This is a genomic window from Metasolibacillus sp. FSL H7-0170, from assembly GCF_038593115.1.
Lineage (GTDB): Bacteria > Bacillota > Bacilli > Bacillales_A > Planococcaceae > Metasolibacillus > Metasolibacillus fluoroglycofenilyticus.
Genome location: NZ_CP151964.1, coordinates 2,749,639 through 2,767,471, shown reverse-complemented (window position 1 = coordinate 2,767,471; position 17,833 = coordinate 2,749,639). Strand labels below are relative to the sequence as shown.

Here is a 17,833-nt window from a genome sequence, read left to right as displayed (position 1 = left end):
ACTTCAACGCGTTGCAGTGAAAGAGTAAACATCTTAGAGGAGGCTTCTTATATTGCGTACAGAAACGAAAGTAGCTCCCTCATTTTGGGAAGCGGTTATAATCGTTTTAGCAATTATCGGCATTATGAGTGCGAGTATTATTCAATTTGGCGCACCACCACATATCCCGATTCTTATCATTATCACTTTATTAATTATATATGGCTTATTAAAAAAGGTGCGGTTACAACAGCTTCAGCAAGGAATGGTAAACAGCGCTCAATCTGGTCTAGCTGCCGTTTTTATTTTCTTTTTAATCGGTGTACTCATTAGTAGCTGGATAATTAGCGGGACGATTCCTACATTGATTTATTACGGTTTTTCTACTGTAACACCTAGCTTTTTCTTTGCTATTGTCTTTGTTATTACATGTATTGTTGGCATCACAATTGGTAGCTCATTAACGACTGTTGCGACAGTCGGTGTTGCGTTTATTAGCATGGCGAGTACGATGGATTTATCACTTGCGCTAACAGCAGGCGCTATCGTATCAGGTGCATTTTTCGGTGATAAAATGTCACCACTTTCCGATACGACGAATTTAGCATCTAGCATTGTTGGCATCGATTTATTTGAACATATTAAAAACATGGCATGGACAACTGTGCCAGCATTTATTATTTCTATCATTGCTTACGCACTTCTATCACCAAAGCGTACAACGGTATCTCTTGAAAATATCGAAGCTTTTCAAACGACACTATTCGCAACAAACTTAGTGCATTGGTATGCATTATTACCGCTTGTACTACTAGTTATTTTGTCTATAAAAAAGATACCCGCATTGCTGACATTAGCGATAGGCTCTATATTTGGTATCGCGCTATCCTTTCTACACGACACACTTTCAATGGCTGCGATATTAGATATTCTATTTAACGGCTACACATCCAATACATTAAATGAGGATGTTAATACGTTGCTCAGTCGTGGCGGTATTGCTAGCATGTTTTTCACTATTACATTAGTATTGCTAGCATTAAGTATGGGTGGTTTATTATTTACGCTTGGTATTATCCAAAGTATTTTCGCTAAAATTGAATCCACGCTCACAACAGCACGCTCCGTTATTACAGGTACTGCAATTACAGGTGTTGGCGTCAACACTTTAATCGGTGAGCAATATTTAGCCATTTTATTAACGGGAGAAACTTTCCGAGACCAATATAAAAAAGTTGGTCTTTCACCAAAAAACTTGGCCCGCGCAATAGAGGATGCAGGCACAGTCGTCAACCCACTCATACCATGGAGTGTTTGTGGCATCTTTATTACAGATGTGCTGGGCGTCTCAACCGTTGATTATTTCCCATTTGCCTTCTTCTGCTTGCTTGGACCAATTCTAACGATTTTCTTCGCTTGGAGCGGGAGAACATTGTCAAAGATTTAATTGAATCGTTTTCAATGCTACTTTAAGTCCAATTGTTTCTATTGCTGAAGCAAATAGCCCAATTTATCGTAAAAGTACAGTTATCCAGAAAATGTCGCACTTTCTGAACAACTGTACTTTTAATTATTTTTAGGTTGTCTGAAAAGCCCATTTTATTTTGACACCGCATTGAAATAAAGGGTTGCATCGCTCCACCTTTACAGCAGGGTAACACTGCTAAAGCTAGTGTTCATCGCATTTCTAAAAGACTCCCTCTCTATTTAGTTTAATCAACAGGATAATAGAGCTCTTTTCGTAAGCATACATCTTTATGACGTAATTCCTCTCCCTTAAATCGAATCCAAATTTCATCATCTGCCATGACACCATGCGTTTTACGCACAATGCCCCAGCGATTGTACGCTTGCATACCTAGACTTTCAAGTAGTTCAGCAGCATTCGCACGTGTTGGTGGGAACGTTCGCCATTTGAGCCACTTTTCAAGCTCTTCTAATGTGATATGTCCCTCCATATTCGGTGAAAATTGCTTGTTGAAATCACTTATATAGTTCACAACATAAGGCGTTCCGCCATTTAAAGGCTTCAAATCGACGGTTGCAATCACGTCATCCATCCACATGATATCAAACTTCATATAATCAATCATGTGTGCCACTTCCTTCCACAAATAAATGTTTGAAGCTAGGATCTTTAAGTTGTGAGAGAAGTACTTGCTTCGCACGTCCAAAATCCATAGTGTTTGATTCGGCAACTTCTAAAAGTGTCTGCTTATTGATAAAGGCTGGTCCTGTATAAAGGCTAAGCTGCTTTGAAAAACTTGAATTGAACGGCTTTGCTTTTACTTTACGTTTTAAAATCGTTAATGGCTTACTAGGTGTGTAGTCCTTTTCATCAGATAATAAGCTTAATCCATTATCAAAAATCGGTGCAAGCTGCCATGTTTTTTCGATAGGATTATAAAGAAATAGAATGTTATTTGTATGACGATCTTCATTTAAAATGAGTGCATCAAATGCCAGTAACTGGGCGATTTGGTCACGTACGTCTAACCCCGTAAATGCCTGTACTTGCTGCATAATTTGCTCGAATTTTTCACTAGTCGATAATGATTTATCATTTAAAATTGGGTCTGTTGACGTGAAGTTTGCTTCAAATAATCGTTCCAATGTTACTTCTTGCAATTTACCTCTGAAATCATGTGAGTAGCAGCCCTGTGACTTTTCGCCATCTGGGAGAATGATTTCACAAGGATGATACATCACATAATCCATTTGTTGTAACGTAGAGTGAGCCAGTACAAGTGAAGCCAGTACTTCTGCTTGCCCTTCGTATCCTCGTGTATTTTGTTTGACCCATTTGTCACCGACACGCCATTTCGATTGGTCGCCTTTACTAGATGTACTAATAATGCGTACAGCATCAGCAGGGATATAAATGGTTTCCATAATTCTCACGTCCATTTTAGTTTGAGTTTCCTCTATTATATAAGGAGTGGATCGTCTTTTCATTAGAAAGCTGCTGAGACGAATCGAGAAGGCTATTTTATGACCTATCATTATTCGAAAAGCCTGAGCATGAGGCTGTCCCAAATGCAGGCTATGCACGGCTTTTTGGGCTGCCCCCATAGCCATCAAGTTTACCTAACCCATTTATTTTGAAGAAATAAATGGGTTAGGTCTTTCTACTTTGGGCACCTCGAAAAACACCTACAATGTATTTTTTTACATTTATAGGTGTGTTTTTGTCATTCGAATAACGGGTATAGATTCAATAGTTATTCGAGGGTGCCGATGAGTTGCTGGAAAGTTGGTTTTCCTTTTTTCCTCGATTTCAGGCCATGCCGTTCCATTTGACTGAAAATATAGAGGAGCGTTTGAACGACAGATGCGGCACCTTCTTTTATCGCCAAATAAAGCGCCTCTAATTTATCAAATAACATCTCGATTCCTTTCATCTCGCTCAACTCCTTTCGCGATTTGACCCATAATAAATAACGCATTTGATACGTCACCATCGTACACAAAAGCAATCGAATCAATTGACTATAAAAATAACAGATGAAACGCTCTATTTTCATTGGTTTGCAGTGGGGGAGTGCCATTGTCGATTTCCATACTTTAAACAGGAGTTCGATTTGCCAGCGAAGGGAATAGATTTGGTAAATATCCTCTTTCGCAATTGCCTCTGGCAAGTTTGTCATGTAAATTCCATAAGCACTCATCGCTTTCGTTTTCTCCTGATAACGAATGCCCCTCACTCGTTCAATTTCTTTCATGCGAGCGATTCGTTTTTCTTGTTGGGCAACAGAAAAATGACAAATCACCAACCGAATCGGCATTTTCACTTTATTTTTTCCTACATAGAATCCTTCAAATTCCTTTGTTTCCCCTCTTTTCACGGTGTTCGCTAATTCTTGAATGGCGTGCTGTGTATAGACGGTTGACACCTTTAATTTTCCATTGAGGCAATAGGACGGGAAAGGGTTTTTTTGATAGACAAGGGCATTATTTCGTAAGCGTGAAATAAAATAGCGTTGCGTCTGTTTGGTCAACTTCTCATATTCCGCCAAATTCAAATAGCCTAAATCTCGAAGGATTAATTCTTTTGATTGGACCGTTTGACAAAGTGAATTGCCTGTTTTCGCATCATGAATACGCCCCGGTTCAAAATGGGCATGTGTAAATTGACCACTTAACAGTTCAAATTCAATTTGAAATTTAACCGATGTACAGCCTGTTCCCGGAAACCACTTGGCAAAAGCGTCTGGAATTTGAAAGGCAGTGGAATCCAGCACACGAATCTTTTCAAAAATCGCTGAATATTTCATTAGTTTTTGAAAAGAATGTAGTAATTTTGTTTGAAGGAGTCGTTCAAAAATGGCTTGAAGAAAAACAATGGTCCGCCAATTAAAACGTTGATTTAACCCTTCTGCGGATAAAACTTTGCCCGTTTGATCTTGTAAATAGGTACACAGATCTTCAAGGGATGAATCGCTCAGATGTGCCGTTGTAAACACGAATAAAAATAAACTATCCATCGCTGTTAATTTCCGTTTTCTTCGAATAAAACCTGTCTCCATTGCGAGTTGTGTAATCGAATCAGCCGAAAATTGAGTAAAAAGCTCTTGATAAAGTAATTTCATTTCTTGGTCTAAGGGCATCATAAAAAGCGCCACCTTTCTTAGTTAGTACTAATTAAATAGCGCTTTTTGCAAATTTTTAAACCTATTTTCTTAACTTGATGGCTATGGGGCTGCCCCTTTAGAAAAACTATTCTATAATTATTCCAGTACAATCTTTACAAAAGCTTCACATAGTAATAATAAATAACAGGTACACTAAAGCTATTAATAATTAAAGAGGTGCCTTTTTTTGAATTTATTTTCCATGCAACAAGTACTATTTTCATATATACGAAGCACACATACGAAACGTGAAGAGGAACTACTATATTATAAAAAATTATTTGCACTAACAAAAATAATGGAGGAAAATCAGATCAATACTTTTTTCCAACCAATTATGGATTTACAAACAACAGAAACTTTCGCCTTTGAAGCGCTAAACCGTCCAAGCTCTACGAACGTATTCCCTTCCGCAGATGCTTTCTTTGAATTTATCGGACAAACAGATAGAGTATTTGATTTTGAATGCTTTTGCCGCAATTTAACATTAAAAAGGTTCAAAAGTCGTTTGCCTGATAATGAAGATTACACTTTATTTATAAATATTCATCCATCTGTTTTACTTGATAAAACCTATCAAAGCGGAGAAACGCTTAAGCTCGTGACATCATTAGGTATTTCACCAAATCAAGTTGTCTTTGAATTGACAGAAAGAAGTGCCGTAACGGATTTCGTTGAATTCGAACGTGTGCTTTCGAATTACCGAGCACAAGGATTTCGCATCGCTATTGATGATGTCGGCTCTGGCTATAATAGCTTAAAGACGCTTGTTTACTTGAAGCCCGAATTTATTAAAGTGGATGGTTCGCTTGTACGGTTTATTGACCATCATAAAGAGCAGCAGCAATTATTTAAAATGCTTATGATGTATGTGCAGGAGTTAGATACTAAAATTATTGCAGAAGGAGTTGAACGGCTTGAAGAGCTAGAGTTTCTTCAAGAGATTGGCGTACATTATGCACAAGGCTATGCATTAGGTAGGCCAAATCATGAAATTTTACAAGCCAAAAAGCCAATGTGAAAGGAAGTTGTAAATGGTTTATATAGGAGAAATGGCTGAGCAAATTATGAGTGTTGAGCCGACGAATAAAAACAAAATAATCGATCAGCATTTTACAAAAGACCAGACATTGCGCGGACTAGTTGTTACAGATAAACGTGTACCTATTGCATACATTTCAAGGACACATTTTTACGAAAAAATTGGCACTTTATACGGATACAATTTATATATGGGGAGAGAGAGCAAACTGATTGCAAAATCAACACCATTAATCGTGGATTTTTATAAGCCTATTATGGATGTCAGCACACTCGCTATGGCACGTAGCCCGGAAGACTTATATGATGATATTATCGTTACAAAAGACGGCAATTATTTAGGCGTTGTCAGCATACGAACATTGCTGTTAAAGCTCGTTGATATTCAAGTAGAATTTGCTAGCTTACTTAACCCATTAAGCCATCTTCCTGGCAATCAATTAATAGATGAGAAACTAAATGAAATATTGAATTACGAACAGTATAGCATTCTCTATTTTGACATCGACCATTTTAAAATGTACAACGATGTATATGGTTTTAAAAAAGGAGATGAGGTGTTGTTATTTATAACCGATTTGTTGAAGCAATACGTCTTGCCAACAAACGGTTTTTTAGGGCATATAGGTGGCGATGACTTTGTAGCTATTTGCACAGATTACGATATCGAAGAAATGTGTGCACGCATTATTTCAGATTTCGACCAACAAATTATTCACTTTTATGACCAACACCATTTTACAGATGATGCGTTTTCTGTTACAAATCGCTCTGGTGAACGGGTCCCGTTTCAAATAAGCACATTATCCATCGCCGTTGTCAATAATCGCTTCACAAAATATGAATTCGCTGATGCACTGTCAGATGCCGTTGCAAAAGTGAAAAGTGAATGTAAGAAATTTCAAGGTAGTTGCTATATTATAAATGGACATGTTTTACAAAGCAACTAACCTCCAAAGAAATTTATTCCTAAATGTAGTGGTTGGATTTCTGTTGCAATCTTGAAACATAAGGACACTTCTTTCTGATAAGATATCGATATTTTATGAGAAAGAAGTGTCCTTTTTTAATGGTATAGCCATCTTCGTAATAAACGCTTATAATTCAAAACCATTTCACTTCTCCTTTTTCGTACCATCCTTCCGCATACTTTTTTTCTAAAAACATCGGTAGCCTCTCCTCCATGCCTTCTGCGAAATGAAGCTGCAGCAAATCATCCCTATGTACCCAAAATACATTGCCCTCATGCGTTTCAGCTAGCAATTCTCCACTAAAATCACATGTTCTATAATTAAAAACTAAATATCTTTCACCTATTTCATCATTATGCCAATGAATGACACCACATGGCTCTAAGTTAGTAATTGTTAAGCCTGTTTCCTCCTTTATTTCTCTAATCGTTGACTCAATAAGGCTTTCACCTTCCTCTACATGTCCACCTGGAAAGGCAACCCCCTTCCACGATTTAATCCTATTTTGAACTAATACATTATGATTTTTTTTATTATAAATCATACACATATTGGTTAATATTACTTTCCCCATAGCTTATTCCCTCCGTCCTTCTATTAAGAATAACATTGTTAATGTAGCATGGACATTAACTCTATGAAAAACCTTCAATAAACCTTTACAAATAGGAACGTTTGTTCTATATTTAGAATAACAGAAAATATCAACAATTTCAATTACTTCTTTCGCACTATTTTGCAAAGCTTTACCAAAATTTATTATTAATCTATAAAACAGCTTTGTATAATTGAACATAAAGAGGTGGAAAAATTGCGAATTTATGCGAAAGTAAAATCGATTGGAAAACGTAAGCCTGTGCTAGAGCTACACCCCTTTGATATAACCTCAGTAGATACACTGCGTCAACTGATTACACAAATCGTCAAGCAAAATGTCAAAGCCTTTAACGAGGAAAGAACTTTTACTATGTATTTATTGGAAGAAGATATTGAAACTGCATTTGAACAAGGCAAAGTTGGCTTTAACTATAAATATAGCGATGCTAAACAGGCTGAGCAGGCTGCTATTGATGAGGCATTATCGGCATTTGAGGACGGTATTTACAAAGTACTTCATGGTGATGTGGAGTTGACAAAGTTAGACGCACCATTGCATGTGCAAGATGGAAGTATTTTCACATTCATTAAATTAACGATGCTGTCAGGTCGTCTATGGTAAAGGAGATGGTTGAATGAAGGAACAACTGCTTCAATTTTTACAATCAATGGAACAACAAGCTGAAAAGGAAGACAATGAATATCAATACGAGCATGTGGATACATTCGAAAATATTATTAAGGAACATAAACTAACTACAATAGAACAATTATTTGATGCTGGGCTTTTCGAGGCGTTAACAGAGCTATATGATGAGGACTTTGCTAAAGAGCTGCAAATTTATTGCTTCAAGCAAACTACACATGCCTTTCAGCAAGGTATTTATCGTCGCTCTGTCCATAGTGATTCTTTAGAGCAACATGCCAGTCACATCCTATCAATTATTGCTGCTGCCTCGCTGAATAAAAAAGCTAATGTGGTTGATATTTTACGAAATTGTCAAACTAGCTATTACCGTGGATTTTTAAATTTTTATATTGATCAAAAGGATAAGCCCCTTGCCTCACAAAGCTTTGTCGATGTGAAATTTGCTCATTTATTAGCAATGAACGACGCAGAAGCCGTGCAATATGTATATGAGGCCATTTTTGGTGAAAACAATGTCGCTATTTTAACACATCAATTAATTCGCAGCATTATAAGCAGTAATAATATGAAAATTATTGAATGGCTTGGACAGCTGCTGCTCGCCGCGCAACGTCAAGAAGGAACACGTCAAGCGATATTAGAAAATGCCGACAGAGGCACACCTCAAACGCTTATATATTTTATGAAGCTTGTAAAAGAAAACGATTTATTACGCTTTTCCTCTGTGCAACGAGCAGTTGAAACATGGATTGGACTGCAATATTATGTAGACGATAAAAAGGTTACTCAAAAGCTGTTGGATATTGCCTATGACATACTTGCTAATGGTGCTAATATCGAAGCATTCGCCAAATCGCAGGATGCTATTGAAAACTATGCAGCACTCTGGTCCACTGCAACTCTCAATGTGAACAATATTCAACCAGTTCTACAGCATTTGTTACAAGGTAAAAAACATCAAATATTAACAGCGCTCTGCTTCGCGCAAACGACGAATCTCGAAATCTTTTTACGCTATCAAATTTTAGATGTTATTATGAAGCACGATGATTTAGATATTTTGACACTTGCTATGCAAGATATCTTCCCATATTATACCCAATCGAAATATCATTTTTATGACCATTTTATTCACCCAGATTATTTTGAGCATTATCCGAAAGCGTTAATTCCGCGTCTTGAGCAAATTGTTGAATTGTTAAAGAAACAGGAGTATACAGTGCATGGTAAGCCATTCCCTTGGACCAGCTATACGCTAACGAAGGAATATATTATTAATGGTCTGATGCTTTTAGCAATCGCTTGGGATGACCACGACTATGTAATGAAAATTTACAACAATCGTAAGACACTGTCGCCTAATCAACGTGAAAACTTATTAGGCTTTATCGTAGAAAAATTAAAATTGCCTATTGCTGATGAATTTCTAATCGAATGCTTACAGGAGCGCGGCACTCGTGACTTAGCATTACAACTAATTGCAAAGAAAAAAGAGCCTTTAGCCAATGCACAAATCGAGGCAATTGAGCAGCTCTTTTACTTAAAATCAGGAGCTACGAAACAAGCAATTTTAAAAGTTCTTGTAGCACAGCCACCAGCACAAATAATAGAAAGTGCTCAGCGTTTAGTGAAAAATACGAAACAGGATTTACGTTTAGGTGGCTTAGAGTTATTAGTAGAATTAAAAAAGGCAGATAATGTGGGTATTAAGGAAATTTCTACTATTACGAGTAATATTGCTAAACCTACTGAAAAAGAGCTGGAATTAATTACAGCATTAGTTGAAGATACCAGCCATAAAACTTTAGCTGCAGGCTATGGTATTTTTAATCCAAGCTACTCGAAAGATGCTATTCCACCGCTTAAAGTAACTGTTAAAAACGCAGCACAAATACTAACATCATTCGACTTAGAAAAACTCCAAGCGAAATTGCAGCGTTTGTCAGATTTATTTGAGGATTACGCCTCCTATGAATATAAAGCACGTGCATGGGATGGCGGCTCTTATGATGCACTACTTAGCAGAGAAGTAAGCCCCCTTTTCGATACAGAGGGAGAGCATATTCACAGCTATCCTTTAGCAGATGTATGGTTAAAGTGGAAGAATGATGTGAGGCTAACAGTCTTAGATTGTGTAGTAGTTGAACTTTTTGTAAAACAAAGCTATTACGGCAAAGAACCTTGGGATAGAGGTTTAACGGACGAAGCGAAAATGTTATTAGGGAAATGGATTAATTTCGACAATATTAACGGTCTCAATTATTGGTTAAACACCTTACCACACGGCGGTAAAGTGCGTAATATAGTTGGTTTACTGTACAATACAGAATACAGTCATATCGAGTCGTTCAACTTTGTATATAGTACGGCTGTTGATATTTTCCAAAATTTATCAATGATACAAAAATGGTTTGAACGAATTAATTTAGAATCTGATTGGTCAGCTTATAATTATGAAACATATCCGCTTTATCAAGCATTTATGAGGATTTGCGAGCGTCACCTTGATACAGATGAGCAATTTACTCAGCTATTCTCCCTTTATGCAGCAATCACTACACTGCGTGAGCAGCATAACAAGCAAACTGGCGATGGAGCCGCTTACTTACCGATTTTATATGCAAATGATGAAGTAATTGCTCGCGCACATCGTTTAGGGCTGGTTCCCATCGATGCTTGTTATTTAAAAATGTTTAATCCACTTGCTGACCGCTATCATGCGGCCGATTTATACAATCAGAAGCAGCGTGAGCAACTTGTTACGAGCTATCCATTTTTAAAGGAAGTATATGAAAAAACCGCTGAGCGTATTATTGATATTGAATTAAGTCGTGGTGATATGCGAACTGAAGTAAGCCATATCGCAAATTATTCATTAAAGCCTATCGTCGGTGTGACTTATTTTGCCCGAATTATCAATGCTTTAAAGGGACTAACACTAGTGAGAGGTTATATTTGGTCGAATGACTACACAAAGCGTGAAGTCTTTTCTAGTATGCTAGAGAATTGTAAGCCAGATTCTAGTGAAACTGTAGAAGATTTAATAGCTGCTTTACAACCGTATGAGTTTACTGAAGCTGAGCTTTTAAATGCGATGATGTATACACCTGCCTATATTTCACTTGTGAGCGAGTATTTAGGCTGGAAGGGGCTAGAAAGTGCCGCCTGGTATTTCCGCGCACATACGACTGATACATTGAGCGACGAAAGTATGAGTCAAATTCAGCTTTATACAAGCATTACGGCAAATGAGCTTCGTGATGGCGCATTCGCAAAAGAGTGGCTGCTCGAATGCTATCACGAGCTTGGGAAAGAGCGCTTCAATAAACTGTACGATAGTGCTAAATATGCCTCTGAAGGCGCTACGCATCGTAGGGCACAGCTTTTTGCCGATGCCGCTTTAGGACATTTGAAGCTAAAGTCTTTAATGGATGAGGTAGCTGACAAACGAAATAAAGATAAGCTACGCTGTATTGGTCTTGTACCATTAAACAAAAAGCTTCCACTGAAAGACGCCTATAAACGCTATCAATTCATTCAAGCATTTTTAAAGGAAAGCAAGCAATTTGGCGCACAGCGTAGAGAAAGTGAAAGCCTTGCGTGCCGCATTGCTATTGAAAACTTAGCGCGAAACCTAGGCAATGATGTTACACGCTTTGTCTGGCGTATGGAAATTTATGAGCTAGATGCGATTAAAAAATATTTCGAGCCGACTGAAGTGGAGGACATTACACTATACTTACAGGCAAATGAAGAAGGACTTGTAGATTTTGTCGTTCGAAAAGCTGGAAAACAGTTAAAATCAGTGCCAGCTCGTTTGAAAAAGAATAGCATCATTCAAGAAATGACAAATGTCCGAACACAATTACGTGAACAGCAAAGTAGATCTCGTAAAGCTTTTGAAGAGGCGATGGAGAAAGGAACAGTCTTTACTTTTGGCGAAATAAAAGGTCTACTAGCCCATCCAGTTTTAGCACCTATGCTAAAAAAGCTTTATATTGTTAGCGGTGCAACTGTTGGCTTAATTAAGAACTTAGCGCTAGCAGATGATGCAGAGGCTCGCATTGCACACCCATATGATTTATATGCATCAAAAAGATGGTCTGAAATTCAGCATGAAGTATTTGCAAACAAAATCATCCAGCCATTTAAGCAAGTTTTTCGCGAGCTTTATGTTATCAATGCAGACGAACAGGATAAAAATGTGTCAGGACGCTATGCAGGGCATCAAATTCAGCCACAAAAAACGCTTGCACTGTTGAAATCGCGTGGTTGGACAGCTAACTATGATGAAGGCTTACGCAAAATTTATTATGACCAAGACATTATTGTAACAATTTATGCAATGGCAGACTGGTTCTCACCAGCTGATATTGAAGCACCAACAATTGAATATGTAGCATTTTATCACCGCCGTACAGGCAAACCGCTATTACTACAAGATGTGCCACCTTTAATTTTCTCTGAGACAATGCGCGATGTTGACTTAGTCGTAAGTGTTGCACATATCGGTGGTGTAGACCCAGAGGCTAGCTTCTCAACAATCGAAACGCGTGCAGCCATTGTCCGTGAGCTAACACAAATGTTAAAACTAACAAAGGTTTCTGTTGAAAAACAGCATGTTATTATCGAAGGCTCGCTTGCCCATTATAGCGTTCATCTAGGTAGCGGTACTGTGCATAAAATTGGTGGTACAATGATGCCAATTTTAGCAATCCAATCACAGCATCGTGGACGAATTTTCCTTCCGTTTGCTGATGAAGACCCGCGCACAGCAGAAATTATGTCAAAAATTATTCTGCTTAGCGAAGACAATAAAATTAAAGACCCTTCTATTTTGCAATGGTTAAAATAGAAAAAAGAGAAGCGTCTCAAAAGCAGTGCATGACCTGCTTCTGAGACGCTTTGTAAATCAAGATAAATTAGCATATTTGCAATTACAATACTGGGTAATGGAAATCGCATTTTTCACTGCAATTCTTTTCTCATTATATACTCTAGTCTATTCCTCAAAGGATAAATTTGTTGGCATGCTTAATATATCGGCTTGTATTTCTAAATTCGTTGATGCTACATTTTCATCTACTTCCTCAAATGCTAATTGATCAACCCATACTTGACCACGCCCTGATAAAATAATGCCAAATGATATAATCGAGCTGTCCTTTGGTACATCTAATACAATGGAATACCTACTCCAATTTGTCGTTCCTTTTATTGGACGATTACTCATATTATCGAACTGAACAACATCTCCACTAGCATTGTCAACTCTCATCCACATACTAGCAAATAACCCCACATCTTTCGTTTTTAAAAAGCCCGAAAGTCGAATACGCTTATTCAAATAGTTATCAGCTTTAAATTGTTGCATCATCGTGGCAAAGCTATCTCCTTCTAGGACCGTTTTCGATTTTAAATATCCAGATGCTTTCCCTTGATGCACAACCTCCCGGTCAACCCCCATCTCATAATTAAATGGGTCTGCCCCACTTAAAATCCAACCTTTTATTGGTTTATTCATATAAGATTCCTCCTTATTTTTCAGCGCTATAGACATTAGCTTTCGGTATTGACCAGGTGGCAAATGATAATGCTTTTTGAATGCTCTCGTAAAAGCCTCCTGTGATTCAAAATCATGTGCAAAGGCAATATCAATAATTTTCTCATTTGTATATAGCAGCATAGCCGATGCTGCTGCTAACCGTCGCATTCTTATATAATCACTTATGGACATACCGATGACCATTTTAAAAATCCGATGAAGATGAAATTTAGAAAAACCAACATGTCTTGCGATTTGCTCAATTTCCAATGATTCATGCAAATGCTCCTCTATATAATCAATCACCATATTTAAGGAGAATTCATAATTCACGATGATTTCCCCTCCTTTCATCAATAGCATAACAAAGTGTATAAAATGATTTTTGATTTTTATTGCTAAATTTTGAAATAAAAACATACTAACATTAGTAGTACAAACCAAGGCCATGGTTTGTGCTACTATTTTTTTATAGTAGAAGTGAAGGAAAGTCGAACAAGCTCCTGGGATCATTTTAGAATCCGTATTAAAAACCGACTGACTTCACACCCTTATTTGAATCAGTTTAGTATGTTGGGTCCAAGAGATCGTGTAGAAGAAAATGGAATCGGTAAGGCACTGTGAAGACTTCTATGATTGGCTAAAAAGGAGAAAGTATGATGAAACATGTGGTTGCGTTAGATGTGAGTAAAGGAAAAAGTACCATTGCGATTTATAATCCGTATCGTCAATGTGAATTTGAAGGTGAACTGAATCATACACGTATGGACTTTGAACAATTACATAAGCGAATGAAAGAAATAGCGGAGCGTGACGGTCAAGCACCTGAAATCGTTTTTGAAGCGACAGGTGTTTATTCAAAACCATTGGAAACGTTTCTAATCGATTATGGCTACACCTATTGTCGGATGAATCCACTTGAAGCGAATCTACAAATGGCTTCGATGCGTCGAAATAAAACCGATAGTAGTGATGCGCATGAGTTAGCGAAAACCCATTTTAAAATGGAGCGTGAGCCGACCTATGTGCAGGATGATTATTATGAACAGATGCGTGGACTTACACGTTATTATGATGAGATTGATGAAGAAATCACGCGATTAAAAAGTCGAATGCATGCGTTATTACATTTGAGTTTTCCGGAGTTGGAAGCACTCATTACACCAAGTTCGGCCCTGTTTTTAAATATTGTTCAGCTCTATCCACATCCAGCCCTGTTACTGGCGCATTCGAAAACAGTCATTAAAAATCGGTTAAAAGCCAATACACGAAAAAACCTATCATTCGCACGTGCTAAGGCAAAAGCAGAATGTTTACTAGAGGCTGCTCAAAATAGTTATCCAGCCATTAAAGCTACCGATATTCGTTGTGATCAAATTCGTGACTACGCAGCTCGTATCATGGATTTAGTTGAGAAGAAGGAAACACTTGTGAAACAAATGGTGGAGATGTCACAGGAACGCAAAGAATACCAAGTGCTTCGTTCGATTCCGGGCGTTGGCGATACAACAGCTTGCCGATTAATCGGTGAATTAGGGGATATTCGCCGCTTTCAGAATGCGAAACAACTAAATGCGTATGTAGGTATTGATATTATGCGTTATCAATCGGGTAACACGCAGTATCGTGATCGTATCAATAAAAGAGGAAATAAGAAGCTACGAAAGATTTTATTTTTTATGATTTGTACGATGATTACGTTACGGAAAAAGACTAACAATCACCTGGTAGATTATTACGATAAATTAAAAACGCAACCTCAGAGAAAGCCTCATAAGGTTGCGATTGTCGCCTGTATCAATAAGTTTCTGAAAATGACGTTTCAGTTAATGACACAAGGCATTCTGTACGATTATGAGTCCGCACTACCAGCTCAGAAATCGTAACCAAAGTAAATTAACTATAGCACAATGACCTTTCGAAAAAAAGAAAATTCGTGAGGTCTCTTTGGCATGCGCAATTTTTTTGTGAGGGTGGGGGTACCCCCACCCTCACAAAAAAATCTTTTCAAAACTTTAATTATTTTCTTAAAAGCTATTGACTGGAGGTAAGAAAGAGCTAGTCAGAAAGTAGAAATCATCTATCTTTCCTAACAGCTCCAAAAATATTACTTACTTTTAAAATAATATGCATGTACAATAAGCGCAACGATACATTCCAAACACTCCTCTTGAACATCTATTACATGCACATTGCTAATTAGGTGATTACGCTTCATTGTTCCTAAAGTATGATGCTGATCCTGTAAAGTAATTGTCGATGAAATTGTCGTTGCAGAAGTAGTGAGATTTTTGTCCTTAAATATAAATTCAATAGCCTCTTTTAACTTTGCAGTATTTTTCATATTCATTAAGGTACGTGCATTGCCAATTTCTATATCATTTTTGTATATCGTCCAATGCTCCTGCATAAGCGAGTAGTTTTTAGAATTCCGACGAACAATATAATAATCTCCATCTATTTGAATCTCAAGTGCCAAATACCAATTTGCCCCTAAAATGTCCGCTACGATATACTGCCACTTCTTTTCATAAAAGCGCTTAATATAACCGCGTTTTAGATCTCCTTGAAACAGTGGTTTCGCAGATAAAACCGTTGTCTGTTTTTCATAAAAGGACCAATTTGCAATATTATTTGGTTTATAATTTTGTTCCTTATGTACAAGCCTTTTACTAAATAACCAGATGACAAAAGCGACAGCTAGTAACAGAAAAGTTGATGCAAAAGCTGCCATATTAAATAATCCATAAAATAGAAATCTCGCTATAATCGCTAGTTGTAGTAAAGCAAACAGCAAAATTAAATGATACATTATGTTCACCTCTGTTTATTTACGAGCCCTTTATAATATAAGTTTCATATATTAGTCCATCCAATAAAAAATTGCATCCCACACTAAATAATCTTTTGGCTCTCTAAAAATTGTCGCTATATTTGCTTTAAAGGGGAGCTGTTTTTCTACATCCTCCCTGTACAAAATCCCATAATTGTATTTCATAAAAAGGCGTTGTAAGTCTTCATATAACTCCTTTAAATGTAGCGGAATCAGCAATTGTTGCGGTTCTGCCAAACTTGTCATCGCACCACTATGCCATTCTCCCCTTACATAGCAGGTCGATTTCTCCCCTTTGCCAATTAATATAACAGGGGCAAGCATACTAATATTGACAATCAACCCTTCCCTTTCCTCCTCCATTACATCTTTTTCTCGCTCTTTACGTGTCAACATATCAGTTTTATAAACAAACCATTGCATATATGATGCATACCCACTACCAAAGTGTAACGGCTCTACTTCGCAACACACTGGCAATGATTTTTCTAACTCGGCTTTAATTCTCTTTAAATAACTAATTATCAAATGTTCATCCCCTGTGTCATATGGGAACATTTCACCAAGCACTTTACCTTTAATAAATTGCTTTAATTGTTCGTTTGTAAACATCAAGTAACCTCCCTTTTTCTTAATCATATCAAACGATTATTTCCGTTTCTAAAATATCGAGTGGGAAAAGGCTTTTTTCGTTATGATAAATATACAAAGGAGGGATATAAATGCTACAAAAATTTAATCAATTAATGGATTATATAGAGGCTCATTTGACGGAAAGTATTTCGGGAGAAACTATTTCTCAAATTGTTGGGCTATCCGACTATCATTTTAGAAGAATGTTTTCTTATATGGCAGGCATGTCATTAACTGAGTATATCAAGAATAGACGATTATCCTGTGCGAATGCCGAACTCGTCAACGGTGAAAAGGTGACAGACCTTGCCTTTAAATATGGTTATCAATCCGTTGATGGATTTTCAAGAGCATTTCGCGACTGGAGTGGCTTTTTGCCCTCTGAAGTAGTGAAAAATAAAATTCAAAAAACATTTCCGAAGTTTTCATTTTTTATTGATATTAAAGGAGGTATTTCAATGGAATTTAAAATAGAAAAGAAAGAAAAGTTCAATTTAGTTGGCGTAACAAAAAGAGTACCAATCCAATTTGAAGGAGAAAACAATGCCATTATTGAATTAGCCCAAACAATTACGGAGCAGCAACGAACAGAAATGCATGAATTAGGCGATTTATATCCGCATCAAGTATTAAATGCTTCCTACCATTTCGATGAAGGTCATTTGGAGGAAAAGGGAGATTTAACACATATGATTTGCTTTGCAACAACAAAGGAAAATCCATATGACGACTTAGAGCAACTCACGATAACAGAAAATACATGGGCTATTTTCCCAAATCGCGGACCATTTCCCTCCACTTTACAGCAAACATATGCCAATATTTATGCGGTGTGGCTCCCGTCTTCAAATTATAAGCTATTAGATGAGCCAATCATTTCCTTTACACGCTATGATGATTCAACTGATAATGTTTATAGTGAAGTTTGGGTTGCAGTGAAGGAAATATAGCGTT

At 37.2% G+C, this 17,833-nt stretch carries 14 protein-coding genes; 7 read left to right on the top strand and 7 right to left on the bottom strand.

Annotated elements, in window-relative coordinates:
- The first annotated feature begins 49 nt into the window (after positions 1-49).
- On the top strand, positions 50-1,426 hold the full coding sequence (gene nhaC / locus MHH70_RS13045; RefSeq protein WP_342473201.1) for a Na+/H+ antiporter NhaC: 1,377 nt from the start codon (positions 50-52) through the stop codon (positions 1,424-1,426).
- Between the two features lie 265 nt (positions 1,427-1,691).
- Here the strand turns inward: nhaC and MHH70_RS13040 are convergent, their stop codons facing one another.
- From MHH70_RS13040 to MHH70_RS13030, 3 genes are all read right to left on the bottom strand, one after another.
- The gene (locus MHH70_RS13040) at positions 1,692-2,072 is read right to left on the bottom strand and encodes a hypothetical protein (protein ID WP_066165334.1); all 381 of its coding nucleotides are present in this window, start codon (positions 2,070-2,072) and stop codon (positions 1,692-1,694) included.
- Positions 2,065-2,871, bottom strand: coding sequence for a hypothetical protein (locus tag MHH70_RS13035; RefSeq protein ID WP_342471693.1), 807 nt, complete (start codon positions 2,869-2,871; stop codon positions 2,065-2,067). Before MHH70_RS13035 ends, MHH70_RS13040 begins: the two co-directional genes overlap by 8 nt.
- A 329-nt stretch (positions 2,872-3,200) precedes the next feature.
- Positions 3,201-4,589, bottom strand: coding sequence for an IS4 family transposase (locus MHH70_RS13030; protein ID WP_342471692.1), 1,389 nt, complete (start codon positions 4,587-4,589; stop codon positions 3,201-3,203).
- 208 nt (positions 4,590-4,797) lie between these two features.
- Here MHH70_RS13030 and MHH70_RS13025 point away from each other — a divergent pair, with 208 nt between their 5' ends.
- Together MHH70_RS13025 and MHH70_RS13020 are read left to right on the top strand one after the other, a co-directional pair.
- Complete coding sequence (locus MHH70_RS13025) at positions 4,798-5,631, top strand: EAL domain-containing protein (RefSeq protein ID WP_235616076.1); 834 nt, start codon at positions 4,798-4,800, stop codon at positions 5,629-5,631.
- A 13-nt stretch (positions 5,632-5,644) separates the two neighbouring features.
- Positions 5,645-6,601 carry a GGDEF domain-containing protein gene (locus MHH70_RS13020; RefSeq protein WP_342471691.1) on the top strand — a complete coding sequence of 319 codons (957 nt, stop codon included), beginning with the start codon at positions 5,645-5,647 and terminating at the stop codon, positions 6,599-6,601.
- 154 nt (positions 6,602-6,755) lie between these two features.
- Here the strand turns inward: MHH70_RS13020 and MHH70_RS13015 are convergent, their stop codons facing one another.
- Positions 6,756-7,196 (bottom strand): 8-oxo-dGTP diphosphatase, encoded by a 441-nt coding sequence (locus tag MHH70_RS13015; RefSeq protein WP_107943444.1) that lies wholly within the window; start codon positions 7,194-7,196, stop codon positions 6,756-6,758.
- 237 nt (positions 7,197-7,433) lie between these two features.
- Between MHH70_RS13015 and MHH70_RS13010 the strand changes: the two genes are divergently transcribed.
- Both MHH70_RS13010 and MHH70_RS13005 read left to right on the top strand, forming a co-directional pair.
- A complete protein-coding gene (locus tag MHH70_RS13010) occupies positions 7,434-7,841 on the top strand; it encodes a hypothetical protein (protein WP_342471690.1) in 408 nt (135 codons plus the stop codon).
- Between the two features lie 13 nt (positions 7,842-7,854).
- Positions 7,855-12,723, top strand: coding sequence for a DUF4132 domain-containing protein (locus MHH70_RS13005; protein WP_342471689.1), 4,869 nt, complete (start codon positions 7,855-7,857; stop codon positions 12,721-12,723).
- 147 nt (positions 12,724-12,870) lie between these two features.
- Here the strand turns inward: MHH70_RS13005 and MHH70_RS13000 are convergent, their stop codons facing one another.
- Entirely contained in the window at positions 12,871-13,746 is an 876-nt protein-coding gene (locus MHH70_RS13000) for an AraC family transcriptional regulator (RefSeq protein ID WP_066165319.1), read from the bottom strand.
- A 326-nt stretch (positions 13,747-14,072) separates the two neighbouring features.
- Here MHH70_RS13000 and MHH70_RS12995 point away from each other — a divergent pair, with 326 nt between their 5' ends.
- On the top strand, positions 14,073-15,299 hold the full coding sequence (locus MHH70_RS12995) for an IS110 family transposase (protein ID WP_342473200.1): 1,227 nt from the start codon (positions 14,073-14,075) through the stop codon (positions 15,297-15,299).
- A 221-nt stretch (positions 15,300-15,520) separates the two neighbouring features.
- On the opposite strand, the gene MHH70_RS12990 is transcribed toward MHH70_RS12995, so the two are convergent.
- Positions 15,521-16,225 (bottom strand): hypothetical protein, encoded by a 705-nt coding sequence (locus MHH70_RS12990; protein ID WP_342471688.1) that lies wholly within the window; start codon positions 16,223-16,225, stop codon positions 15,521-15,523.
- A gap of 51 nt (positions 16,226-16,276) precedes the next feature.
- Complete coding sequence (locus MHH70_RS12985; RefSeq protein WP_342471687.1) at positions 16,277-16,858, bottom strand: hypothetical protein; 582 nt, start codon at positions 16,856-16,858, stop codon at positions 16,277-16,279.
- 110 nt (positions 16,859-16,968) lie between these two features.
- Here MHH70_RS12985 and MHH70_RS12980 point away from each other — a divergent pair, with 110 nt between their 5' ends.
- On the top strand, positions 16,969-17,829 hold the full coding sequence (locus MHH70_RS12980) for an AraC family transcriptional regulator (protein ID WP_107943448.1): 861 nt from the start codon (positions 16,969-16,971) through the stop codon (positions 17,827-17,829).
- Positions 17,830-17,833 lie beyond the last annotated feature (4 nt).

Coding starts and splice junctions, on each gene's coding strand:
- MHH70_RS13040 (WP_066165334.1), bottom strand. CDS start 2,072: ATGATTGATTATATGAAGTTTGATATCATGTGGATGGATGACGTGATT.
- MHH70_RS13035 (WP_342471693.1), bottom strand. CDS start 2,871: ATGGAAACCATTTATATCCCTGCTGATGCTGTACGCATTATTAGTACA.
- MHH70_RS13030 (WP_342471692.1), bottom strand. CDS start 4,589: ATGATGCCCTTAGACCAAGAAATGAAATTACTTTATCAAGAGCTTTTT.
- MHH70_RS13020 (WP_342471691.1), top strand. CDS start 5,645: ATGGTTTATATAGGAGAAATGGCTGAGCAAATTATGAGTGTTGAGCCG.
- MHH70_RS13015 (WP_107943444.1), bottom strand. CDS start 7,196: ATGGGGAAAGTAATATTAACCAATATGTGTATGATTTATAATAAAAAA.
- MHH70_RS13005 (WP_342471689.1), top strand. CDS start 7,855: ATGAAGGAACAACTGCTTCAATTTTTACAATCAATGGAACAACAAGCT.
- MHH70_RS12995 (WP_342473200.1), top strand. CDS start 14,073: ATGAAACATGTGGTTGCGTTAGATGTGAGTAAAGGAAAAAGTACCATT.
- MHH70_RS12990 (WP_342471688.1), bottom strand. CDS start 16,225: ATGTATCATTTAATTTTGCTGTTTGCTTTACTACAACTAGCGATTATA.
- MHH70_RS12985 (WP_342471687.1), bottom strand. CDS start 16,858: ATGTTTACAAACGAACAATTAAAGCAATTTATTAAAGGTAAAGTGCTT.
- MHH70_RS12980 (WP_107943448.1), top strand. CDS start 16,969: ATGCTACAAAAATTTAATCAATTAATGGATTATATAGAGGCTCATTTG.